The sequence below is a fragment of the Halopseudomonas sp. genome (assembly GCF_036961105.1).
Classification (GTDB): Bacteria; Pseudomonadota; Gammaproteobacteria; order Pseudomonadales; family Pseudomonadaceae; genus Halopseudomonas.
On sequence record NZ_JBALWW010000005.1, the window covers coordinates 145,528 to 168,167 of the forward strand.

A 22,640-nucleotide genomic window follows, 5' to 3' on the forward strand; every position below is an offset into this window, starting at 1 on the left:
ATACTGAGGATCTACATGGCGACTGCCCCCATCATCAGCAAAATGGCCATCCACGGACATCCGCTGCATCCCATGGTCATCCACTTTCCAGTGGCGGCGTTGCTGGGGCTCATCGCTACCGATGTGACCTACGCCTTCACCGGCGATTACTTCTGGGCCCGCGCCGGACTCTGGCTGGCTGGCGTGGGCGTGCTGGGCGGTTGGGTGTCGGGCACCATAGGTTTGCTCGATCTGTTGTTCGTCAAGCAGATACGCCGCCTGGTCACCGCCTGGTGTCACGCCATACTGGCGGTCATGATGCTGTCGCTGGCCACTCTCAACTGGTTGATCCGCTTTGGTCAGCCCGACGCGCTGATTGTTCCCTGGGGTTTGTATCTGTCGTTGCTTGGCGGTCTGTTGATAGCCATGGCCAGCCTGCTCGGCGGGCAATTGGTATACGACCACGCCGTGGGCGTAGCGCCAGAAAAAACCGCCGAGCGAGCCGTGCGCAACCGCAAGATCGAACAGGCAAAAGAAGGCTGAACCGCTCATAGCCAGGCCTCCAGTGGTGGCTTGGCGAGTACCAGCCAAAGGATCGCCCCCATCAGCACGGCCGCCGCCAAGGCCAGCAACAAACACCATAGCTGCACTGGTTTGCCATTGCGTGCCTCCAGGCGCAGCAGTAGCAAACCCTGCATGGTGTGCACAAAAACCAGCCCCACCACCAGGGTGAGCTTGGCCATCAGCCAGAGCGTCACGGTGTGATTGATGAGAAACACCAGGGTACCGGCAATAATCGCGGTCAAGGCCGCAGGGGTGGCAACGCGGGTAAAGATAAAACGGATGATGGAATCGAAAGGGTCGGGCCGTTGCTCGATGGCGTCAGGCTGTCGCGCGATACCGGAAATCAGTGCCGGCAGGTACAGCAGGCAGGCGCCCCAGAACAACAATGCGGCAATGTGCAGAACAAGAATCCAGAGCATCGCTCAAACAACTCCCTGTATGCCATGTGCGAAACCCTGAAATCAGGGATGAGCAGGGGTCTGCGCTTACAACAGCTTGACTGCCAGCAGGCTGCCCGCCGCGACTATGCAGACCACGGCAATCAGCACCAGTAGGCCGTCCCGCGCCACCAGGGCGAGCCCCAGAATCGCCAGCGCCAGGCCGACAATCGAGGACGAAAAAGGCACCAGCTCGAGGAACGGCAAACAGGCCGCGACCGTGACACACAAGCCGGCTATCAAGTAAGTAGATGAAGGGTGCAGCATAAAGTTCAGCCGCGGCTTGATCAGATTATCTATCCGACGCGCGATCGGCTTGACCCAATTGATCGCCTTGCTCAGCTTATCCTGCGGTACCGAGCGGTCGAGAATGAAGGCCGGCAGCCAGAAGCTCTTGCGCCCCAGCAACATCTGCACGGCAATCAGCATGACAAAAAAGCCTGCAAATATCGCCATACCGGGAATGCCACTGAGCGGCGAAAACAGCGTCATGCCGATCAGCAGCAACAGCGGGCCGAAGGAACGACTACCCATGGATTCAACCACCTGACGCATCGACAGACGCTGATCATCGCTGGCCAAGCCATCGATATGCTCGAGCATCTGTTCCAGATCATGCGGCGTGTCCGGCACGGCACCTCCCCTATCGTTCAGCGCCCGCGCACTGGCCGCGGCTCAGAGCGGGTTACCACGGTTGCCGTGCGCCGCGACGAACTGCTGCACTGCCGTCAAGCTGTTCTCCAGCACCGTACAACGTTCCTCGCGTTCGAACAGGTCGCTCAGATGCACCGGCAGATGCAGCTCCCGACCGACCCCGGCCTCGCGCACGGCATCCGGGAACTTGACCGGATGGGCGGTGCCCAGAGTGACCATGGGGATGCTCAGGGAACGGCGGCATTCGCGTGCAGCATGCACGCCAATGGCCGTATGCGGATCCAGCAGCTCGCCGGACTCTTCGAATACCTTGGCAATGGTTGCGCAGGTCTGCTCGTCATCCACCGCAAGGGAATCGAACAGTTTGCGCGCTTCAGTCCAGCGATCCTCGGCGACCGACAACTTGCCGGTCTGCTTGAATTCACCCAGCAGCTCGGCTACCAGGGCACCGTTGCGACCGTGCAAATCGAACAGCAGACGCTCGAAGTTGGACGAGACCATGATGTCCATAGAGGGTGACAGCGAAGGATGCAGCGTATCCTTGTTGTACTGGTTGCCACTCATGAAGCGGTGCAAAATATCGTTACGATTGGTCGCCACAATCAGTTGGCTGATGGGCAGGCCCATGTTGCGCGCCAGATAGCCTGCAAAGATGTCGCCGAAGTTGCCGGTGGGCACGGAGAAGGCGATGGAGCGTGCCGGGCCACCGAGCTGCAGGGCTGCGTGGAAGTAATAGACGATCTGCGCCATGATGCGCGCCCAGTTGATCGAATTGACCGCGACCAGGCGGGTGCCCTTGAGGAAACCCTGATCGGCAAAGCTGGCCTTGACCATTTCCTGGCAATCATCGAAGTTGCCTTCGATGGCGATGTTGTGAATATTTTCGCCCATGATGGTGGTCATCTGGCGACGCTGCACTTCGGACACCCGGTTATGCGGATGCAGAATGAAAATATCCACGTTTTCGCAGCGGCGGCAGCCCTCAATGGCGGCAGAACCGGTATCGCCGGAGGTGGCGCCCATGATCACCACGCGCTCACCGCGTTTCTGCAGGAAGTAATCGAGCAGGCGACCGAGCAGTTGCAGGGCAAAATCCTTGAACGCCAGGGTCGGGCCGTGGAACAGTTCAAGTACCCACTCGTTGCTATCCAACTGCCGCAGCGGTGCCACCGCACTGTGCGCAAAGACGCCGTAGGTTTCCTGCAGAATCTGTTTGAAATCGGCATCCGGAATGCTTTCGGTCACAAACGGACGCATCACCTGGAACGCCAGCTCGTGATAAGGCAGATCAGCCCAGGAGGCTATCTGCTCCTGGGTAAAGCGCGGCAGGTTCTCGGGCACATAAAGACCGCCATCAGAGGCCAGACCGGCCAGCAGAACATCTTCAAAATTCAGGGCCGGAGCCTGGCCGCGAGTGCTGATATAGCGCATTTCTACAAACCTTCGGTTTGAGCTGCAAGCTGCAAGCTACAAGCTACAACGGATCCTTTGCAGGACTCGCTTGCCGCTTGCAGCTTGTCGCTTGCCGCTGATTCAGTTCAGTTGTTCTACCCGCACCCGCATCAGCGGGCCGGCGATGTCATCCAGGCCTTCCAGTGCGGCGATGGCCTCGTTCATGTCCTTCTCACGCACGCGGTGGGTGAGCAGAATGATCGGCACCAGGCCGTCCTGCTCTTCCGCTTCCTTCTGCATGATGGATTCGATATTGATGCCGCGCTCGGACAAGATGGTTGCCACCTTGGCCAGCACGCCCGGACGGTCCTGTGCCTGCAGTCGCAGATAATAGGCAGTCTCTACCTGCTCGACCGGCAGTACCGGCAGATCGGACAGCGCATCAGCCTGGAAAGCCAGGTGCGGTACACGGTTGTGCGGGTCTGTGGTCAGGGTGCGCACCACATCAATAATGTCGGCTACCACGGCAGAGGCCGTAGGCTCAGCGCCAGCCCCGGCGCCGTAGTAGAGCGTCGAGCCCACGGCGTCACCATTGACCATGACGGCGTTCATCACGCCATTGACGTTGGCCAGCAGACGATCCGCCGGGATCAGCGTGGGATGCACGCGCAGCTCGACGCCGTTGCCCGTGCGGCGCGCCACACCCAGGTGCTTGATACGGTAGCCCAGAGCTTCGGCGTAGTTCACATCAGCGGTAGTCAGCTTGGTGATGCCCTCGGTGTAGGCCTTGTCGAACTGCAGCGGAATGCCGAAAGCGATGGACGCCAGAATGGTCAGCTTGTGCGCCGCATCGATGCCTTCCACGTCGAAGGTCGGATCGGCCTCGGCATAACCCAGCGCCTGGGCCTCGGCGAGCACGTCTTCAAAGGTGCGACCCTTGTCGCGCATCTCGGTGAGAATGAAGTTGCCGGTGCCGTTGATGATGCCGGCTACCCAGTCAATCTGGTTGGCCGCCAGACCTTCACGCAGGGCCTTGATGATCGGAATGCCGCCGGCGACAGATGCTTCAAAGGCAACCATCACGCCCTGCTTGCTGGCGGCCGCGAAAATCTCGTTGCCGTGCACGGCAATCAGCGCCTTGTTGGCGGTGACCACGTGCTTGCCGTTGGCAATGGCGCCCATCACGACCTCTTTGGCCAGGGTGTAACCACCGATCAGCTCAACCACGATGTCGATCTCGGGGTTGTTGACCACGTCGAATACATCATCAGTGGTAGGTGTGACCCCAATATTGCAGGCCGGGTTCGGGTGACGGGTCGCAATTTGCGCCACATCAATACCACGCCCCGCGCGGCGGGCAATTTCCGCCGCGTTGCGCTGCAGGACGTTAAAGGTGCCACCGCCAACGGTGCCCAAACCACAGATGCCTACTTTGACCGGTTTCAAACGTTGGTCCCCACTTATTTGTCTGTCGAAAATGTCTAGTCGAATACGTGTATGGCAGCCCGGTAGCAACAAGCGACGGGTACCGCTGTATTCTTCAATTACTCTTTGTTTTCCAATGCCAACGCGGCCAACTGCTCGGCCGGCTGGTAGCCCGGAATCATCACGCCATTGGCGAGAAAGATGGCCGGGGTGCCCTGCACGCCCAGTTGCTGGCCCAGCTGATACTCCTGGGCTACCGGGTTGCTGCAGGTCTTGTCTTCCACTTGCTTGCCCTGCTTGGCCGCAGTCATCGCCTGCTGACGATCATCTGCGCACCAGACCGACTGCATCACCTGCGCCGCTGACGACTGCATGCCGCCACGCGGGAAAGCCATGTAGCGAACCTCGATGCCAAGATCGTTGAGTTGCGCCACTTCGCTATGCAGTTTGCGGCAGTAGCCACAGTCCACATCGGTGAACACCGTTACGTGGGTCTTTGGCTTCTCGGGAGCAAAGACCACCATGTCCTTGGTTTCGATCTTGTCGAGCACCTGACCTACGCCACGGGCTTCAGCGGCAGAGGTGAGGTTGCGCGGCTGTCCGTCATTGACCTCAATCAACGTGCCCTGCATGAAGTACTTGCCGTCAGCAGTGGCATAAAGCACGCGCCCGGTTTCCAGCTGTACCTGATACAGACCATCGACCGGCGTTTCCGCCACGGCCGAAATCGGCACATCAAATTTGAGTTTTGCCAGACCTTCGGTGATCGCGGTCTGGGTGTCTGCCATTGCCTGTGAACCCCACAGGGCGAGCAGGCAGGTCACGCCGTATCTCAGTCGCATAATCCGATCCTCTAGAAGACGGCAAAGCTTAACATGAAATATCCTAGGGTCTGTTGCCGTTTCATCACGTCCGCGCCGGCGCCTGATTTTACGCGGAGCAAGGCGCGAGGAATGTAGTTTGGTCATTCCAAATAAATGACGAGTAACGCAGCGCCGCGAAAAATCCGGCCCGGCCCTTCGGGTTGCGCTTAAAAACTGACCAAGCGTCGTTTCGGGACTTGGAAAGGGGACGCCCTTCCCTGCGTCCCGCGCCTAGCCTGGTCAGTTTTTAAGCAGCAACGCGGCTCGCGATGAAACGGCAACAGACCCTAGTCACCCACGCGGATGGTGCTCTGCGTGCATATCGCGCAGGCGCTGACGGGCGATATGTGTGTAGATTTGTGTAGTCGACAGGTCACTGTGTCCCAACAGCATCTGCACTACCCGCAAATCCGCACCATGGTTGAGCAGGTGCGTGGCAAAGGCATGGCGCAGGGTGTGCGGCGACAACGCAGAACGGATGCCCGCCTGCTGCGCGTGCAGCTTGATCCGGTGCCAGAACGTCTGCCGCGTCATCTCACGACCCAGCCGACTGGGAAACACCACATCGCTGGGCTTGCCGCCCAGCAGCGCCGGGCGCGCCTGCCGCACGTGTCGCTCCAGCCAGAGCATGGCCTCCTCGCCCAGCGGCACCAGACGCTCCTTGTTGCCCTTACCAGTGATACGCACAATGCCCTGGCGCAGATTCACCTGGTCCAGCCGCAACCCGACCAGCTCACTGACCCGCAAGCCGCAGGCGTAAAGCACCTCAAGCATGCAACGATCCCGCAGACCCAGGCTGTCCTCGATGTCCGGCGCGGCAAGCAGTCGTTCGACGTCCTGCTCACTCAGAGCCTTGGGCAGCGGGCGACCCAGTTTGGGCATGGCCACGTCCAGCGTGGGGTCTGCCGACAGCCGGCCCAGCCGCACCAGGTACCGATAGAATCCGCGCAGACAGGACAGCAGTCGCGCACTGGAGCGGGCCTGATAACCCTGCGCAATCCGCCAGCCGAGATGCTCCATCAGATCACCCCGCGAAGCCTGCAGCAGATCACTGCGACGCTGGCCCAACCAACCAGCCAGCAGACTCAGGTCGGTGCGGTAGGCGCTCAGGGTATGCTTCGACAACCCGCGCTCCAGCCACAGACTGTCGAGGAACTCGGCAATCAGCTGTTGATCTGCGACTGTGATCGGTACGCTCTTGTCTGCGGGCATGGCCTGCTCACTGTGCTGGGGTAATCGCCATTAAAAACACTCGCCCACAAAAAAGCAGCCCTGAGGCTGCTTTTTTGTGGGGAAGGCGTCCTATCAGGACAGCTTTTCCTTGATACGTGCTGCCTTGCCAGACAGAGCACGCAGGTAGTACAGCTTGGCTTTGCGCACGTCACCGCGACGCTTGACAGAGATGCTGTCGATCAGCGGCGAGTAGGTCTGGAAAGTACGCTCAACGCCCACACCGCTGGAGATCTTGCGAACGGTGAAAGCAGAGTTCAGACCACGGTTACGCTTACCGATAACCACGCCTTCAAAGGCCTGCAGACGCGAGCGATCGCCTTCCTTCACCTTGACCTGGACGATTACGGTATCACCCGGCGCGAACGCGGGGATTTCCTTGGACATCTGTTCAGCTTCAAGCTGGGCAATAATATTGGACATCGTTGCTACTCCTGCACAGGCCGTCGGACCTGTATCAATGGTTATCGGTTGCCTGCTCGCGGATATATTCCGCCAACAGCTGTTGCTGTTCTTTGCTCAATTCCAGCTCTTCGAGCAACTCTGGCCGACGTTGCCAGGTTCTTCCCAAAGACTGCTTGAGACGCCAGCGCCGGATCAGTTCATGATTACCGCTAAGCAGCACCTCCGGTACGCGCTGCCCGTCAAACTCTTCCGGCCGGGTGTAGTGTGGGCAATCCAGCCAACCCGCCGAAAACGAATCCTCTACCGCTGAATCCGCATGCCCAAGCACGCCGGGAATCAAGCGGGTTACCGCATCCAGAAGCACCATGGCTCCCAGCTCACCACCGGACAGAACATAGTCGCCGATGGAAATCTCTTCATCCACGCAGCGCTCGATAATGCGCTCGTCAATGCCCTCGTAGCGTCCGCACAGCAATACCACGCTGTCCAGTTCCGCCAGCTGCTCGACCCGTTTCTGAGTGAGTGGCTGCCCCTGCGGTGAGAGATAGATCACCCGGGGTGGCGAAGGAGCCTGCTGTTTGATGGCCGCAATGGACTCAAGCAAGGGCTCTACCTTCATCAGCATGCCGGGGCCGCCGCCGAAGGGGCGATCATCTACCGTTCGGTGACGATCATGCGCATGTTCACGCGGATTGCTGAAAGCGACTTCCAACTGCCCGCGCTTGACGGCGCGCCCGGTTACCCCGGACTCGGTCAGCGCAGCAAACATTTCGGGAAACAGGGTTACCACACCGGCCCACACCGGTCAGAACTCCGCGTCCCAATCGACCTGAATCACAGCAGCGTCCAGATCTATATTCAGTACAAACTGGCCAGGCAGGTAAGGCAACACACGTTCACGCTGATCAATACTGCCTGCGCAGGGCTTGACCACCATGACGTCGTTGGAACCGGTTTCCAGCAGGTGATCCACCTTGCCGAACAGCTGGCCTTCCAGGTTGATCACCTGCAAGCCTTCCAACTGATACCAGTAAAACTCGCCTTCTTCGAGCTCTGGCAAGGCCTGGGCCTCAACACTGATCTCGAAATCCACCAGCTCCTCGGCCTGATTGCGGTCGTCCACGCCCTTGAGCTGAACCACCAGCACGCGCCCTTGCAGGCGGCCACCGAGAACGGACACTGTGCGCTGCTCGGAACCCCTGGTGAGGGTCCACTGGGCGTAATCCAGCACATTGTCCAGCGGGTCGGTATGCGAATACACCTTGACCGCCCCGCGCAGCCCTTGAACCGATACGATCTTGCCGAGAATCAGCCGTGGCGATTCACTCGATTCAGGAGCAGCAGTCATATTCAGGCAGCGGCCTGAGCTTCCTTCAGCAGAGCAGCAACGCGCTCGGAAGGCTGTGCGCCTTGACCCAGCCAGTACTGAACACGCTCTTCATTGACCGACAGACGAACTTCGGCACCGGCAGCAACCGGGTTGAAGAAACCAACGCGCTCAACAAAACGACCGTCACGGGCGTTACGGCTGTTGGCAACAGTCAAATGATAGAAGGGGCGCTTCTTGGAGCCACCACGAGCAAGACGAATGGTTACCATGTGGACATAATTTCCTGTGTTTGAGTAACGCTACAAAATTCATCACGGGCGGCGCTGCAAATGATGCATACACCTAGGGCCCGAAAGGTCGCGTATTCTACGGAATATCGCGACCAATGAAAACTCTTTTTTGCTTAAGCCTGCAAGGACTCAGAATCGCGGCATACCGCCGCCAGGGGGCATCATGCCACCGCCGCCGCCCATGCCACCACCGCCCATGCCACCCATACCGCGCATCAGCTTGGCCATGCCGCCCTTGCCGGTGACCTTCTTCATCATCTTCTGCATCTGCTTGTGCTGCTTGAGCACCCGGCCGATGTCCTGAATCTGCGAACCGGAGCCGGCGGCAATGCGGCGTTTGCGCGAGCCGCTGATAATGTCGGGGTTACGCCGTTCGGCCGGCGTCATCGAGTTGATGATCGCCTCCATGCGCTTGAACTGCTTGGTCGCCTCGGTCTGCGCGGTTTCCATCTGCGCGGCGTTGAGCTTGCCGCCCATCATCGGCAGCTTTTCCATCATCGAGCCCAGGCCACCCATACTGTTCATCTGCTGCAGCTGATCACGGAAGTCTTCGAGATCGAAGCCCTTGCCCTTCTTCAGCTTCTTGGCCAGCTTTTCGGCCTTGTCCTTGTCGAGCTTCTGCTCGGCCTGCTCGATCAGGCTGAGCACATCGCCCATACCGAGAATGCGCGAAGCGACACGGTCGGGGTGGAAGACTTCCAGCGCATCGACCTTCTCGCCCATACCGAGAAACTTGATCGGCTTGCCGGTGATGTGACGTACCGAGAGCGCCGCACCGCCACGGGCGTCACCGTCAACCTTGGTGAGAATCACACCGGTCAGCGGCAACGCCTCGTTGAACGCCTGCGCGGTATTGGCGGCGTCCTGGCCGGTCATGGCGTCCACCACAAACAGGGTTTCCGCCGGCTTGGCCGCTGCGTGCACCTGTTTGATCTCGGCCATCATCTCGGCATCAACGTGCAGACGGCCGGCGGTATCGACGATCAGCACATCCATGAAGCGGTTCTTGGCTTCACGCAGGGCCGCCTCGACTATGGCAACCGGCTTCTGCGCGATATCCGAGGGAAAGAAGGTGACATCCACCTCGCCAGCCAACGTCTCCAGCTGCTTGATCGCCGCCGGACGGTAAACGTCGACGCTGACCACCATCACCTTCTTCTTTTCGCGCTCACGCAGCGTCTTGGCCAGCTTGGCCACGCTGGTGGTCTTACCTGCACCCTGCAGGCCGGCCATCAGGATTACTGCCGGCGGCGACACGGCCAGGTTCAGACCTTCGGTCTGACCCATCACCGCTTCGAGCTCGGACTTGACGATCTTGACGAACACCTGCCCCGGCGACAGGCTGCGTGACACCTCATGACCCACGGCGCGCTCACGCACCTGATCGACAAAGGTCTTGACCACGGGCAGCGCCACGTCGGCCTCAAGCAGCGCCATGCGCACTTCGCGCAGGGTATCCTTGATATTGTCTTCTGTGAGTTTGGCCTGACCGGTCACGCCACGCAGGCTGTGCGACAGGCGCTCGGTAAGATTCTCGAACATCTCTAACTCTCCTGGGCTAGGCGGCCACGCAGTTAAGCTGCGCAGTATACCCGCGTGCTTTGGGTGATGATAGGGAAGCCCATCGAAGCGCTTTAACCGGGGCGCGGCTTGTGCCACACTGCGGGTTTGTTGATAACCACTCTCAAGGACGTATGACAGCCCTCACTCCCAGCCTGCTGGCCGCGCTCTTCTACTTTGGCGGCATGCTCTACCAGATGCTTTGCCTGGGCAAGCGCCTGACGGTCAATACCGGGTTGCTGCAAGGCATCGGCCTGATTGCGCTGGTGGCCCATGCCGCCAGCCTTTATCTGCAGCTGATGACAGATCAGGGGTTTGCGCTCGGCCTGTTCAACATCGCCTCGCTGATTGCCTGGCTGATTGTCGCTCTGACCTTGCTCTCCAGCCTGCGCGCGCCGGTCACCAGCCTGCTGCTGGGACTCTATCCGCTGGCTCTGATCACGGCCCTGCTGGCCGGCCTGTTTCCGCACGAGGCTACTACTCTGCCGTCCGGTGAGCGCGGCTTGCTGGTTCATATCCTGCTTTCGGTACTGGCCTACGGCATTCTGACCATCGCAGCCTTCCAGGCCACACTACTGGCGATCCAGGACTATCAGCTCAAGCACAAGCACCCTACCCGCTTCATTCGCACCTTCCCGCCGCTGCAAACCATGGAGCGCCTGCTGTTCCAGTTTCTGCTCTGCGGTGAAGTCCTGCTGACCCTGGCGCTGATATCGGGCTTCGTGTTTCTGGAAAACATGTTTGCCCAGCATCTGGCGCACAAAACGCTGCTGTCCTGCCTGGCCTGGGTAGTCTTCGGCATTCTGCTCTGGGGCCGCCACTTCCGTGGCTGGCGTGGCAGCAATGCGATTCGCTGGACATTGGCCGGCTTTCTGCTGCTGATGCTCGCTTATTTTGGCAGCAAGCTGGTCCGCCAGCTGCTGATCGGCGCCTGATCTCCCTTTCCTACCAACCTGTTTGAGGCACGCTCTTGAACGAATCCCATACTGGCCTGCTGCTGCTGTTACTGGCGCTGCTGATCATTCTGTCTGCGTTTTTCTCCAGTTCGGAGACCAGCATGATGAGCCTGAACCGTTACCGCCTGAAGCACATGAGCAAGGAAGGCCATCGCGCCGCCAAGCGCGCCTCACGGCTGCTCGAGCGCCCGGACCGCCTGCTGGGCACCATTCTGGTGGGCAACAACATCGTCAACATTCTCGCCGCCTCCATTGCCACCGTAGTGGCGGTGGAGCTCTGGGGCGAGGCCGGCATCGCCATCGCAACCATAATGCTGACCGTGGTGATCCTGATTTTCGGCGAAATCACACCCAAGACCCTGGCCGCCCTGCGCCCCGAACTAATCGCCTTCCCAGCCAGCGCTGTGCTGGTTTTTCTGCAGCGCGTGCTTTATCCGGTGGTTTGGGTATGTAGCGCAATAAGCAACATGCTGCTGCGCCTGATCGGCGTCAATCCCAGTGACACCGCTGGCGATCAGCTCACCACCGAAGAGCTGCGCACCGTGGTGCGTGAAGCCGGCCTGGGCATCACCCGCAGCCGCCAGAACATGCTGCTGGGCATCCTCGATCTGGAGAAGATGACGGTCAATGACATCATGATTCCACGCAACGAGGCCGTGGGCATTGATCTGGAAGACAGCATGGCGGTGATCAACCAGCAACTGCGCAGCTGCCATTACACGCGGCTGCCGGTGTACCACGGCGACATCAACAACATTACCGGCCTGGTGCACATGCGCTCCATTGCCCGCCTGCTGAGCCGCGGCGAGCTGACCAAGGAGGCATTGATCGGCGCCTGCAAGGAGCCCTATTTCATCCCCGAAAGCACGCCGCTGCACACTCAGTTGTTCAATTTCCAGAAACAGAAGCGCCGCATTGCCATAGTGGTAGACGAGTATGGCGACGTGATTGGCCTGGTGACGCTGGAAGATATTCTGGAAGAGATTGTCGGCGAGTTCACCACCGACATGCTGATCCCGAGCCAGGACATCCACCCGCAGGAAGACGGCACCTACGTCATCGACGGCGGTGCCGCCATTCGCGACATCAACCGCCACTTGCACTGGAAGCTCCCGGCTGACGGCCCAAAGACGCTCAACGGTCTGATTACCGAGCAACTCGAAAGCATTCCCGAGACCAGCGTTTGCCTGACAACCGGTGCCTACCGCATGGAAATTCTGCAGACCAAGGACAACATGGTGAAGAGCGTGCGAGTCTGGGAAAAAGCCCGAGATCAGTTGCCGTTACCGAGCGACGACAGTGGCGAAACCACGAAGGCGGAGCACGGCGCCAGCAGTTGACGGATTATGCCGCCAGCCCAGATATGATAGCCGGCAGCCGAAGGGTGAAAGCCGTCGCGCGCCAGATACGCCGGCTCGAAGGGCATATCCAGTGCCAGATAGATAGCCTGCTGCTGCGCCGCGACCCGGCGCAAGTCGGCATCCAACAACCCCGAGCGCAGCCCAAACCAGGCTCTCAAGGGCTGTGGCAAGGCGCTGAAGTGCCCCAGCGGTGGCACCGCAGCGACCATTACCTGCGGCGCGCGGCCGGCCAGCCCGGCCACTAGCTGACGCAGGCGCGCGCGCCACTGCTTTCGCGAAGTGAGGTGCGTGGTGTCGTTCACGCCCAACACCAGCAAGGCAATATCCCAGTTCTGACCGACCACTTGCGGTAGCAGGGTGTGCAGGCAGTCGCGCGCATCGGCGCCATTGCGCCCTACTGCCTGCCATTGCACTGAACGCCCGGTGGCGTCTGCCAACTGAGCAGCGAGTTGTCCCGCCAGGCCATCGGCCTGCTGCTCAACCCCCACGCCGCTGACCGTCGATTCCCCCAGGAGCAGCAGTCTCAGCGGCGCGGCTTCAGGTTCTGTGCCCGCTACCAGCCCGCACCAGGGCTGCGCAGCATCAGGCAGGCGCAAGGCAGTGCGCTTGACCCAGAGCGCCTGCGGCAGCAACAACGGCAGCGCAGGCGCGGCCAGATACCACCAACGGCTCAGAGCTTTACCTGCACCGCCGTGGCTGCGCGCACGGCCTTCTCTACCGCCAGCTCGATACTCTCATCCCGCGCCAGGGCCACACCCATGCGCCGCTGCCCATCCACCTCCGGCTTGCCGAACAGACGCAATTGGGTATCCGGCAGGGCCAGCGCTTCCTGCAAGTTACCGAAACTGACATTGGCCGATTGGCCCTCTACCAGAATCACTGCGGAGGCGGCCGGCCCGAGTTGGCGTATGGCCGGAATCGGCAACCCCAGAATCGCCCGGGCGTGCAGGGCAAACTCTGATAGATCCTGGGACACCAGGGTAACCAGGCCGGTGTCATGCGGGCGTGGTGAGACCTCGCTGAACCACACCTGATCGCCCTTTACAAACAACTCCACGCCAAACAGGCCACGTCCGCCCAGCGCTTCGGTGACCTCCCGCGCCACGCGCTGCGCTTCCATCAACGCTGCCTCGGACATCGCCTGCGGCTGCCAGGATTCGCGGTAGTCCCCTGCTTCCTGGCGATGGCCGATGGGCGCGCAGAAACTGGTGCCCTGCATATGACGCACGGTAAGCAGGGTGATCTCGTAGTCGAAATCGATAAACCCTTCGACTATCACCCTGCCCTTGCCAGCACGGCCGCCGGCCTGGGCATACTCCCAGCCGGCGTCTATATCCGCGCTGTCGCGCACCAGACTCTGGCCCTTGCCGGACGAACTCATCACCGGCTTGACCACGCAGGGCAAACCCACGGTGTTAACCGCAGCGCGGTAGTCTTCCAGGGTATCGGCAAAGCGGTAGGCGGAGGTCGGCAGGCTCAGGGTTTCTGCGGCCAGACGGCGAATACCCTCGCGGTCCATGGTCAGGCGCGCGGCTTCTGCGGTGGGTATAACCCGATAGCCTTCGCTTTCCAGCTCGACCAGGGTCGGGGTGGCAATGGCTTCGATCTCCGGCACGATGTAGTCCGGCTGCTCGGCTTCGATCACTTCGCGCAAAGCCTGGCCGTCCAACATGCTTATGACGTGGTTGCGATGTGCGACCTGCATGGCCGGGGCATTGGCATAACGATCCACGGCTATTACTTCACACCCCAGACGCTGCAGCTCGATGGCCAGTTCCTTGCCCAGCTCACCCGAGCCCAGCAACAATACCCGGGTGGCGTCTTCCGCGTGCGGAGTCCCTATGACTACATTCATGCCTGATGTCCTTGTTGGTTAAGGGTGCCCAGCCAGAGACCCTGATTACGCGCCCGCAGCTCGCAGCGCTGCAACACCTCAATGCGTTGTGCGTCGGTCATGCGACCCCAGGTCGCAATTTCCATCCCGCTTCGCTGGCAGCCAGTACAGATGTCGTTTTCGTCCAGTGCACAGATACTCACACAGGGTGAGCGCACCGGCGCCTGCTCGCTCATCAGTCTTCCTGCACTTGCAATTGTTCGCGAAAACGCTTGGCATTCTGCACATAGTGCGCGGCGCTCAGCTCAAGCATCTTCTTCTGCTGCTCGTTCAGGGTCTTGACCACCTTGCCCGGTGAACCCATGACCAACGAGCCATCGGGAATTTCCTTGCCCTCGGGAATCAGTGAATTGGCGCCGATGATGCAGTGCTTGCCGATTTTCGCGCCGTTGAGCACCACGGCATTGATGCCGATCAGGCTGTAATCGCCCACGGTACAACCGTGCAGCATGGCGTTATGGCCCACAGTGATGCCTTTTCCGAGCACCAGGGGTACGCCGTGGTCGGCATGCATCACGGCGCCATCCTGCACATTGCTATGTTCACCCACGGTGATCTGTTCCACATCGCCGCGAATCACCGCACTGAACCAGACATTGGCCCCAGCCTCCAGCTTGACCTTGCCGATCACCGCTGCCGAGTCGGCGATCCAGGCGTCATCCGCCATCTCGACACGGTCATTTCCCAGGCTGTACTTCATGGTGTTACCTCTTATTTGTGTCTATCGTAGGGGGTGTGCAGCGGGATACTGGCACCAAAGCCCGTATTCATGAGTTCGGCCAGCATGAGCGCGGTCAAACCCCATATCTTGAAGCCTTCATAACGATAGCTCGGCACATACCAACTGCGCCCCTCATAATCGATGCGGTGAGTCATTTCGCGCGGGTCATCCATGAAAAACTCCACCGGCACACGGAAAACCTCTTCTATCTCGCCGCTGTTGGGCACTAGATCGAACACATCCGGCACTATGCCCACATAGGGCGTCACCTTGATGCCATAACGTGAAACCAGTGAATCCATGGGGCCAACCACATCGACCAATTCGGGCAGCAGGCCGATTTCCTCATGGGCTTCACGCAGGGCGGTAAAACACAGATCCACGTCACCCGGATCGCGTCGGCCGCCAGGGAAAGCGACTTCGCCGGAATGGGTAGAGAGGCGTTGCGAGCGCAGCGTGAGAATGATCTCTGGGCGGTGATGCACACAGGTAACGGGGATCAGCACTCCCGCTTCCGGGAGACCTGCTGCCTCGACCGTCCGCGGGGAATGTTCCTGTACCCGCATGCGCATTTGATCCAGCATGCAAAGGTCCTCGATTCTTTTCGCAATGATGGCATGATCGCCAGAGCAGGACCAGAAGCACACCGGTGTGAATACCCGCCGATAGCCGCAGGAACATCAGCCATCTCCGCCCCTCGCCGCCCCTCGCCGCCGAGCGAATTTATGCCTGCCTTCTCTTGCCCAAGTGTGCATTGCCCCGCAAGATAGAAGGCATCCAAGAACAGAAACAGCCGGAAAGATCACATGAAGTTCTGTAGTGAGTGCGGCCAGAGCGTGTCCGCACGCATCCCATCGGGCGACACCCGCTCGCGGTTCATTTGCGACCACTGCGAGACCATTCATTACCAGAACCCGCGCATCGTGGCCGGGTGTCTGGCCACCCATGAGCGCCGCGTGCTGCTGTGCCGCCGTGCCATCGAACCGCGCCTGGGATACTGGACGCTACCCGCCGGCTTCATGGAGAACGGCGAAACCACCGAGCAGGCAGCGCTACGGGAAACCTGGGAAGAAGCCCGCGCCAATCTGCAGGCGCAGGAGTTGTACATGCTGTTCAACCTGCCGCATATCAACCAGGTGTACATGTTCTTTCGCGGCGAGCTGGCCGACCTGGACTTTTGCGCCGGCGAAGAGAGCCTGGAAGTACGGCTGTTCAGCGAACACGAGATTCCCTGGCAGGAACTGGCCTTTCCGACCATCGGCAAGACCCTCAAGCAATATTTCATCGACCGGCAGGACAATCACTTCCCGGTGCGCATCCGCGACATCCTCTATCGCCCACAGGCGGTAAGCCAATGATGCGCCTGCTCGCGAGCCTGCTGCTGTGCCTGAGTAGCCTGTACGCGCTTGCCGCTGCACCGGTAATCGACAAGGTGGTGGTGCACAAGGCAGAGCGCCGCCTTGAGCTGATCAGCGAAGGCAAGGTATTGCACGCCTACCAAATTGCCTTGGGTCGTCAACCGGTGGGCCATAAGCGCCAGCAGGGCGATCAGCGCACACCCGAAGGCATCTATACCATCGATTGGCGCCACGAGAGCCCGGCCTACAACCTGAGCATGCACCTGGACTACCCTAACCTGAAGGACAAGATGGCCGCCTACGAAAACGATGTGGACCCAGGCGGCATGATCATGATTCACGGCACCCCCATCGACGAAGACTACCCCGAGTGGTACTTCAAGGGACTGGATTGGACCAACGGCTGCATTGCCCTGGGTAACGCCGAAATGCGCGAAGTCTGGGATCTGGTACCCGACGGCACCCTGGTCGAAATTCTGCCCTGATTCTGCGTGGCCTGCCGGCCAGACGCTAGAGCCTCATCAGCTCGGCGTCCAGACGCCAGACATCAAAGGCGGGCTCCTCGTAGGGGTGCGCCGCACGCAAGGCGCCGATGGCCGCGCGAATGTGCTGTTCGGCGCAGAGCATCTCGACCCGGTATTCCTCCACCCGCTCCAACCGATCCTGCGCGCCCAGGTGCGGATTGCTGCCCGCCAGCGGGCGGAATTGTCCCAGCCCGAGTGTCTGCCAGCTGCAACTGTCGTAATCACCCAGGCGCCCGGCGCCAGCGGCAAACACCGCCTGCTTCACCTGCTCGACGTGGCTGAGCGGAACAAAGAAACACAGCTTGTACATGGCGCTACCTCCTTCACAAATACTGCACACCGCTGCCGGCATATCTCCGCTGGCAAAGGCTTTAAACTAGAATGGCGTTACCAGGCCACAGCGCCGACGAGGAGACACTCATGACCATCGACAGCAACCGCCTGCTGCTGGAGTTTGAAAAGCTGCGCCGCGAGATCAATCACAATGTGCTGAGCCCCGCGCTGCCGGAGCTGAGTCTCACCACCCTGCAACCGATCATCACCTTGGTAGCCGAAGCACGTCGCGATTACCTAAAGACCTTTGTTGAGCTTGCCGAGCAGGCTCGCGGCCAGAAACCCAGCGCAGAGCAGATAGCGCAACTCAAGGCAAGGCGCGAGGCCTTCGATGAACTGATGAGCGCCGCCAATGCCCTGGAAACCGCGATTCAGCGCGACTACCTCAAGGTACGCACCAGCCGCCGCGACTGAGGTTCAGTTGCCGGGTTATCTGGAGCTGCATATGGCCTGCTGGCAGAAGCGCTCCATCTGCTGCGCCCATTCGCCCATAGCGTGCTCATCAAGCTGTACCAGCATGGCATAGCGACGCCCGCCCCAGACCGCCAGATGCAAGGCTTCCAGTGTGGCGTCGTTGGGCTTGTCGGGCAAATCGCCAGCCGCATCGAATACCCGACGCCAGGCGCCGAGCAGCTCGTCATAGGCCCGGCGTTGATGCTTCTGCTCGGCCACCAGTGGTTCCAGCTCAAGCATCTCGTGGTGAAACCAGGACACCTGCCCCTCGGCCCCGCACAGCAGCCGCACCAGGCTCCCCAGGCGCTGCTGCCAGCGCAGGTCTTCCGGCTCTACCGCCTGCTGCTCTATCGCCTGCAGCAGCGCCTCGATGCAGTGGCGCACGTAGCCCGAATGCAGCGCCTGCTTGCTGGGAAAGTAATCGTACAGGGTGCCCACTGCCACACCAGCTTCCAGTGCTATGGCACGGGTAGTGATGCGCTCCCAGCCATCGCGCTGCCAAATCCGAACATAGGTATCAAAAATCGCCTGCACCGTCGCCTTGGCGCGCGACTGCGTTGGCCGCTTGAGCGGCTTGGGACGCGGCTGTGGCGTAGGCAATTTGCTGGTCATGGAATCCGAACCCGAAAGACAGACATACAGGCTACAGTCATTCGCATAGTCTTTCATCACCCAAGGAGCCAACCTATGAGCGACATTTTGCAACTTCAGAACAACAAGTCCGACCTGCAGCAAACCCGCCTGCACAGCGAACCCATGCCGCAACTGCGCGAGGGCGAAGCCCTGCTGCGCATCGGCCGTCTGGCTCTGACTACCAACAATATTACCTACGCCGCCTTCGGCGAAACGCCGCATCTGCGCTACTGGAACTTCTACCCCACTACCGACAAGGCCTGGTTCCACATGCCGGCCTGGGGCTTTGCCGAAATCGTCGAAACCAGTGTTGCAGGCCTGGCCAAGGGCGAGCGCTTCTATGGTTTCTGGCCGATTGCCAGCCACGTGGTAATGAAGCCCGTGCGCGTTGGCGAGCGCGGCTTCTATGACGGCGCCGAGCATCGTCTGGAACTGACTTCCGCCTACAACCAGTATCAGCGCATCAGCACCGACGCCGCCTACCGCGCCGAAGATGAAAACTACCAGATGCTGCTGCGTCCGCTGTTTATCACCTCTTTCATGCTGGCCGACTTTCTGGAAGACAATAACTTCTTCGGCGCCAAGCGCATCGTCATTTCCAGCGCCTCCAGCAAAACCGCCTACGGCACCGCCTTCTGCCTGGAAAACAACCCGAACGTCGAACTGATCGGCCTGACTTCCAGTGGCAACATCGAGTTTGTCGACAACCTCGGCTGCTACGCTCGCGCCATGGCTTATGGCGATGTTGAACAACTGGATGCCAGTGTGCCTACGCTCTATGTCGACTTTTCCGGCAACAACGAGCTGCGCAACCGCATTCACGAGCACTTCAAGGACAATCTGGTGCACAGCTGCTTTGCCGGCTCCTCACAGAACCACGAACACCTGAGCGCGGCCGACGCTCCCGCCTATGGCCCAACGCCGCAGCCCTACTTTGCGCCCTACCAGATCAAGAAACGCAACGCCGACTGGGGCGCCGCCGAGGTCACGCGCAAGTTCAACGAGGCCCAGTTGGCATTCATCCAGCGCACCAAGAACCCGCAGCAACCCTGGATGCTGGTGAACGAACATCAGGGTCTGGAGCAGGCCAAGCAACTGGTCGAAGATCTGGTTGCCGGCCGCATTGATCCCAAGGAAGGACATGCGGTGGTGCTCGCTTAACCTAGTGCTCGTCTGAGCCTGATGGCGGCGCCCCAGGGCGCCGCTTCCTTCACACCTGCACCGTCTTTCTCTGGGCAACTTTCTGCTGATTTCTGGACCCTTGCGCCGTAGCCACTATGCTCGTATCAGACCCCGTGGCGCAAAGAGGAAAAGGACTTGTCAGACACTCGCCGACTGTATGCCAAAGCCCCACGCAAATACGCCGAAACGCGGATTTCACCGCGCCAGCAGAGGCTTGGCTTTGGCTTGGCTCTACTGGCCTGCTTTGCCCCTACGGCCAAGGCAGATCCCGCCTTCATGCAGCGCTGGGTGACGCAATTTGAAGACAGCGAGATCGTCTTTCAGCGTGGCAAGACCAATGTCCCTTTTCAGCCGCTGGCCTTTGTCGAGACCACCCACTACGGTGAAAGCGAGCTGGAACGTGACGACGGCAGTAGCGTCAGCGCGCGGCAAACCACGCTATCGCAGGGGGCGGTACTGCCCTTTCTGATGTCGCCACGCGACGCGCTGCTGATTGGCGACTGGGTCGGCTGGACGCGCTTTGATTCCACCTCCAGCGAACTCGGTTCCTTCAACGTGCTCTCCGCCGGGTTACCGGTAGGCTGGTTTCGTCAGGTAAACAGCCAGTGGCAGGCTGGCGGCTTTGTGATGCCGCTGGGCCACAAGGCCTCTGGTGAGCACTGGAGCTGGGAGACCATGGCCGGCGGTTTTACCCGCTATGTACAGAATGATCGCCTGTGGTGGGCTTTTGGCCTCTATGCCGATTTCAGCCCCGGCGACGATCTTTACCTGCCGTATCTGGGCGCGTCCTACGCCATGACCAAGCATTGGACCCTCAGCGCGGTAATGCCCTGGCCTGCGGTGCTTTACGTGCCCGATGATCACAGCCTCTACAGGCTGGGCGTATCGCCCTCCGGCGCCAGCTGGTCGGTAGATAACGAGCGTGAGAATATTCAATACGAACTCGATACCTGGGATTTCGGCTTCTCGGCCGAGCGCCGCGTGCACGCTAATCTGTGGCTCAAGGGCGAGCTGGGTGTTACCGGCCTGACCGGCATGAGCATTCATGGCGACGACTGGGAGGAGCCCGACTTTTCCGTAAGCAGCAGCCCATACATCAGTATCGGCATCAACTTTCGACCGGCGATCGACTAGCCACCTTCAATCCTCTTTTGCCACAACGGAGAGACCAGCATGAAAATAACCACCCTCTTAGTCGCTGGATTGGCGCTGCTGGCGCTAGCGGCCTGCAGCAGCAAAGAGTCAAAACCGTCCGTACCCGCGATGGGCCTGCCCAACCCCGCCGCCACCTTCTGTGTGCAACAGGGCGGCGAGTACAACACCCAGACTGGCATCTGCCGCCTGGCTGATGGTAGCGAGATGGATGGCTGGGAGTACTACCGGGCAAATCAGTGAAAGATCGCTACCAAACGGAGCCGGCCTGGATATAGAAGGCGGTTTCTTCCGGGCCGCGCGCCACATCGCTGCCCATCCAGAAGCCGTAGCGGCTGGCGATCAGGTAGCGAAAGCCGACGCCCAGGTTGGTGATGGAACTGGCCGAGCCCATGTCGCCAATGCTGTCGGCGGCACGCGCCACCCCGGTAAAGGTATTGAACTTCCAGCGCCGATTGAGCTTGTAGGTCAGCTCCACCTCGGCTGTAGCCACCTGCTCACCCTGATAGCGCGTGGCCGAGACCCCGCGCAAGTCCACAGCGGGCATCACATAGGGCGGCAGCCGCTGGCTGTCGCCCGCATCAACAGCGTCGTACTGCATGCGCAGCGCCAGATCGAACTGCTTTGACAAGGCCCAGTAATTCAGTCCTTCGGCATGATATTCATCGTACTCCACGTCACTGCCAAAGGCCGAGTCGAAGCGCGTGTACTGCAAGGTGTAGTCGTAGCCCAGAGTAGGGCCCATGGGGTTGTTACGCGAATCGTATTCCAGCAGCAGGCCCAGCCCGGAGGTAGTGATCTTGCGGTCCAGGTCGCTGTTCAGAAAAGCCTGTAAACGCTCATTCAGCACCGGGTTGGCCAGGGTCGGGGCATTCTCTCCGCCGGCCAGGCTGGCGTCCACATGCCGGTAAAGCTGCCTGCCGCCGACAAACCAGTTGCTATCCGGCACGCGCCAGGTCAGCTGTTGCAGCAGCAGCGGACCGCTGATATTCAGCTCCACCGGGCGGTCCAAATTCAGATTGCCCAATGAGTAGAAATCGAGGTTGAAGTCGGAATACAGCAGAAAACCCTTGTACCTGAGGCTGTCGTCCTTCCAGAACCCCAGATGTCCCAACCCGCCGCCTTTACTGCCATTATTGGTGGCGCCAAAGCCCACCACGCTGATGTTCTTGGGCAGCACGGGGTTGCCACCCGCAGCGGTCAGACGCTGCTCTTTCTGCTCTGCGGACTCATGAAAGAAAATCCCCATGACGGCCAGCCCCGTACCCACGGCGGGCTCGGTAATAGGTGCAGGCACCGGCAGGAAGCCCAGCGGCACCTGCGACAGATACTGGCTGGCATCGAGCATGCCATCCTCAGGATCTTTCAGGTAGCTGGAATAGAAATCGGCCTGGGCCTGCCCCGCGCCGGCTAGCAGTCCCAATAGCAGAGCAGTGCGTGCTTTCATCGAAAAGCATCCCTGAGTCAGCTTTTGAGCGGTTGCAGTTCACTATAGCCAAGCCGTGGCAATGCGCGCGGGCAACGTCAGAAACAGCGAACACCTCCGCTCAGGCCACGCCCCATTTGCTGCGAAAGATGAAGTAGGCCGCGCCCAGAATGCACAGGCCGGCCCAGAGATAGTCGAGCTTGAGCGGCTCTTTCATGTAGTACACAGCGAAGGGCACAAAAACCGAGAGCGCGATGATCTCCTGCAGTATTTTCAGCTGGCCCAGCGACAGTACCGCGTAGCCAATGCGGTTGGCCGGCACCTGCAGCATGTATTCAAAGAAGGCCACGCCCCAGCTGATGAGGGCTGCAATAATCCACGGCTTGCTGCTCAGCTCCTTGAGGTGGGCGTACCAGGCAAAGGTCATGAAGACGTTGCTGAGCGAGAGCAACAGGATGGTCAAACCGATTTTCTGCATCAGGACCTCCGCCGGACAGGTATGCGAGCGCGGGACTGCG

General features: G+C 60.2%; 29 protein-coding genes. 9 read left to right on the top strand and 20 right to left on the bottom strand.

Annotated features, from left to right (window positions below):
- The first annotated feature begins 15 nt into the window (after positions 1-15).
- On the top strand, positions 16-522 hold the full coding sequence (locus tag V7756_RS07955) for a DUF2231 domain-containing protein (RefSeq protein ID WP_335609619.1): 507 nt from the start codon (positions 16-18) through the stop codon (positions 520-522).
- A 5-nt stretch (positions 523-527) separates the two neighbouring features.
- On the opposite strand, the gene V7756_RS07960 is transcribed toward V7756_RS07955, so the two are convergent.
- The 11 genes from V7756_RS07960 to ffh all read right to left on the bottom strand — a co-directional run bounded on the left by V7756_RS07960 (position 528) and on the right by ffh (position 10,111).
- A complete protein-coding gene (locus V7756_RS07960; protein ID WP_335609620.1) occupies positions 528-962 on the bottom strand; it encodes a CopD family protein in 435 nt (144 codons plus the stop codon).
- A 66-nt stretch (positions 963-1,028) separates the two neighbouring features.
- Positions 1,029-1,613 (bottom strand): exopolysaccharide biosynthesis protein, encoded by a 585-nt coding sequence (locus V7756_RS07965; protein ID WP_335609621.1) that lies wholly within the window; start codon positions 1,611-1,613, stop codon positions 1,029-1,031.
- A gap of 42 nt (positions 1,614-1,655) precedes the next feature.
- Positions 1,656-3,065 (bottom strand): threonine synthase, encoded by a 1,410-nt coding sequence (gene thrC, locus V7756_RS07970; RefSeq protein ID WP_335609622.1) that lies wholly within the window; start codon positions 3,063-3,065, stop codon positions 1,656-1,658.
- 102 nt (positions 3,066-3,167) lie between these two features.
- Positions 3,168-4,472: a homoserine dehydrogenase gene (locus tag V7756_RS07975; protein WP_335609623.1), complete on the bottom strand. Its 1,305-nt coding sequence runs from the start codon at positions 4,470-4,472 to the stop codon at positions 3,168-3,170.
- Between the two features lie 98 nt (positions 4,473-4,570).
- Positions 4,571-5,293 (bottom strand): bifunctional protein-disulfide isomerase/oxidoreductase DsbC, encoded by a 723-nt coding sequence (gene dsbC, locus V7756_RS07980; RefSeq protein ID WP_335609624.1) that lies wholly within the window; start codon positions 5,291-5,293, stop codon positions 4,571-4,573.
- A gap of 312 nt (positions 5,294-5,605) precedes the next feature.
- Positions 5,606-6,526 (bottom strand): site-specific tyrosine recombinase XerD, encoded by a 921-nt coding sequence (xerD, locus tag V7756_RS07985; protein ID WP_335609625.1) that lies wholly within the window; start codon positions 6,524-6,526, stop codon positions 5,606-5,608.
- A gap of 93 nt (positions 6,527-6,619) precedes the next feature.
- Complete coding sequence (rplS, locus tag V7756_RS07990; RefSeq protein ID WP_088273285.1) at positions 6,620-6,967, bottom strand: 50S ribosomal protein L19; 348 nt, start codon at positions 6,965-6,967, stop codon at positions 6,620-6,622.
- A 34-nt stretch (positions 6,968-7,001) separates the two neighbouring features.
- A complete protein-coding gene (gene trmD / locus V7756_RS07995; RefSeq protein WP_335609626.1) occupies positions 7,002-7,751 on the bottom strand; it encodes a tRNA (guanosine(37)-N1)-methyltransferase TrmD in 750 nt (249 codons plus the stop codon).
- A gap of 3 nt (positions 7,752-7,754) precedes the next feature.
- Positions 7,755-8,297: a ribosome maturation factor RimM gene (rimM, locus tag V7756_RS08000; protein ID WP_335609627.1), complete on the bottom strand. Its 543-nt coding sequence runs from the start codon at positions 8,295-8,297 to the stop codon at positions 7,755-7,757.
- Positions 8,298-8,299: 2 nt separating this feature from the next.
- Complete coding sequence (gene rpsP / locus V7756_RS08005) at positions 8,300-8,548, bottom strand: 30S ribosomal protein S16 (RefSeq protein ID WP_092287943.1); 249 nt, start codon at positions 8,546-8,548, stop codon at positions 8,300-8,302.
- Between the two features lie 150 nt (positions 8,549-8,698).
- Positions 8,699-10,111 carry a signal recognition particle protein gene (ffh, locus tag V7756_RS08010; RefSeq protein WP_335609628.1) on the bottom strand — a complete coding sequence of 471 codons (1,413 nt, stop codon included), beginning with the start codon at positions 10,109-10,111 and terminating at the stop codon, positions 8,699-8,701.
- Between the two features lie 152 nt (positions 10,112-10,263).
- On the opposite strand from ffh, the gene V7756_RS08015 reads away from it, so the two are divergent.
- Together V7756_RS08015 and V7756_RS08020 are read left to right on the top strand one after the other, a co-directional pair.
- A complete protein-coding gene (locus tag V7756_RS08015; protein WP_442908973.1) occupies positions 10,264-11,064 on the top strand; it encodes a cytochrome C assembly family protein in 801 nt (266 codons plus the stop codon).
- 35 nt (positions 11,065-11,099) lie between these two features.
- Positions 11,100-12,425: an HlyC/CorC family transporter gene (locus tag V7756_RS08020; protein WP_335609629.1), complete on the top strand. Its 1,326-nt coding sequence runs from the start codon at positions 11,100-11,102 to the stop codon at positions 12,423-12,425.
- Here V7756_RS08020 and V7756_RS08025 read toward each other — a convergent pair.
- The 5 genes from V7756_RS08025 to V7756_RS08045 are packed head-to-tail and all read right to left on the bottom strand — an operon-like array spanning position 12,359 to position 15,645.
- Positions 12,359-13,081: an SGNH/GDSL hydrolase family protein gene (locus V7756_RS08025; RefSeq protein ID WP_335609630.1), complete on the bottom strand. Its 723-nt coding sequence runs from the start codon at positions 13,079-13,081 to the stop codon at positions 12,359-12,361. The two genes, V7756_RS08020 and V7756_RS08025, sit on opposite strands and share 67 nt — an antisense overlap.
- Before the next feature lie 35 nt (positions 13,082-13,116).
- The gene (gene purT / locus V7756_RS08030) at positions 13,117-14,301 is read right to left on the bottom strand and encodes a formate-dependent phosphoribosylglycinamide formyltransferase (protein ID WP_335609631.1); all 1,185 of its coding nucleotides are present in this window, start codon (positions 14,299-14,301) and stop codon (positions 13,117-13,119) included.
- A complete protein-coding gene (locus V7756_RS08035) occupies positions 14,298-14,516 on the bottom strand; it encodes a DUF1289 domain-containing protein (RefSeq protein WP_335609632.1) in 219 nt (72 codons plus the stop codon). The genes purT and V7756_RS08035 overlap by 4 nt, the downstream gene beginning before the upstream one ends.
- Positions 14,516-15,040, bottom strand: coding sequence for a gamma carbonic anhydrase family protein (locus V7756_RS08040; protein WP_335609633.1), 525 nt, complete (start codon positions 15,038-15,040; stop codon positions 14,516-14,518). Before V7756_RS08040 ends, V7756_RS08035 begins: the two co-directional genes overlap by 1 nt.
- Positions 15,041-15,051: 11 nt before the next feature.
- Entirely contained in the window at positions 15,052-15,645 is a 594-nt protein-coding gene (locus V7756_RS08045; RefSeq protein WP_335609634.1) for an NUDIX hydrolase, read from the bottom strand.
- Positions 15,646-15,867: 222 nt separating this feature from the next.
- Here V7756_RS08045 and V7756_RS08050 point away from each other — a divergent pair, with 222 nt between their 5' ends.
- Positions 15,868-16,419, top strand: a complete 552-nt coding sequence (locus tag V7756_RS08050) for an NUDIX hydrolase (RefSeq protein ID WP_335609635.1) — start codon at positions 15,868-15,870, stop codon at positions 16,417-16,419.
- Positions 16,416-16,904 (top strand): L,D-transpeptidase family protein, encoded by a 489-nt coding sequence (locus V7756_RS08055; RefSeq protein ID WP_335609636.1) that lies wholly within the window; start codon positions 16,416-16,418, stop codon positions 16,902-16,904. Before V7756_RS08050 ends, V7756_RS08055 begins: the two co-directional genes overlap by 4 nt.
- Before the next feature lie 25 nt (positions 16,905-16,929).
- On the opposite strand, the gene V7756_RS08060 is transcribed toward V7756_RS08055, so the two are convergent.
- Entirely contained in the window at positions 16,930-17,253 is a 324-nt protein-coding gene (locus tag V7756_RS08060; protein ID WP_335609637.1) for a YqfO family protein, read from the bottom strand.
- A 110-nt stretch (positions 17,254-17,363) separates the two neighbouring features.
- Here V7756_RS08060 and V7756_RS08065 point away from each other — a divergent pair, with 110 nt between their 5' ends.
- Positions 17,364-17,690, top strand: a complete 327-nt coding sequence (locus tag V7756_RS08065; protein WP_335609638.1) for a hypothetical protein — start codon at positions 17,364-17,366, stop codon at positions 17,688-17,690.
- A gap of 15 nt (positions 17,691-17,705) precedes the next feature.
- Here the strand turns inward: V7756_RS08065 and V7756_RS08070 are convergent, their stop codons facing one another.
- A complete protein-coding gene (locus V7756_RS08070; RefSeq protein ID WP_335609639.1) occupies positions 17,706-18,341 on the bottom strand; it encodes a TetR/AcrR family transcriptional regulator in 636 nt (211 codons plus the stop codon).
- 75 nt (positions 18,342-18,416) lie between these two features.
- Here V7756_RS08070 and V7756_RS08075 point away from each other — a divergent pair, with 75 nt between their 5' ends.
- The 3 genes from V7756_RS08075 (at position 18,417) to V7756_RS08085 (ending at position 20,939) form a co-directional block, all read left to right on the top strand.
- Complete coding sequence (locus V7756_RS08075; protein WP_335609640.1) at positions 18,417-19,523, top strand: DUF2855 family protein; 1,107 nt, start codon at positions 18,417-18,419, stop codon at positions 19,521-19,523.
- Positions 19,524-19,679: 156 nt separating this feature from the next.
- Positions 19,680-20,678 (top strand): hypothetical protein, encoded by a 999-nt coding sequence (locus V7756_RS08080; protein WP_335609641.1) that lies wholly within the window; start codon positions 19,680-19,682, stop codon positions 20,676-20,678.
- Positions 20,679-20,717: 39 nt separating this feature from the next.
- Complete coding sequence (locus V7756_RS08085; RefSeq protein ID WP_335609642.1) at positions 20,718-20,939, top strand: putative hemolysin; 222 nt, start codon at positions 20,718-20,720, stop codon at positions 20,937-20,939.
- Between the two features lie 7 nt (positions 20,940-20,946).
- Here V7756_RS08085 and V7756_RS08090 read toward each other — a convergent pair whose 3' ends face one another.
- Positions 20,947-22,143: a BamA/TamA family outer membrane protein gene (locus V7756_RS08090; protein WP_335609643.1), complete on the bottom strand. Its 1,197-nt coding sequence runs from the start codon at positions 22,141-22,143 to the stop codon at positions 20,947-20,949.
- A gap of 100 nt (positions 22,144-22,243) precedes the next feature.
- Complete coding sequence (locus V7756_RS08095; protein WP_335609644.1) at positions 22,244-22,600, bottom strand: DMT family protein; 357 nt, start codon at positions 22,598-22,600, stop codon at positions 22,244-22,246.
- Between the last annotated feature and the right edge of the window lie 40 nt (positions 22,601-22,640).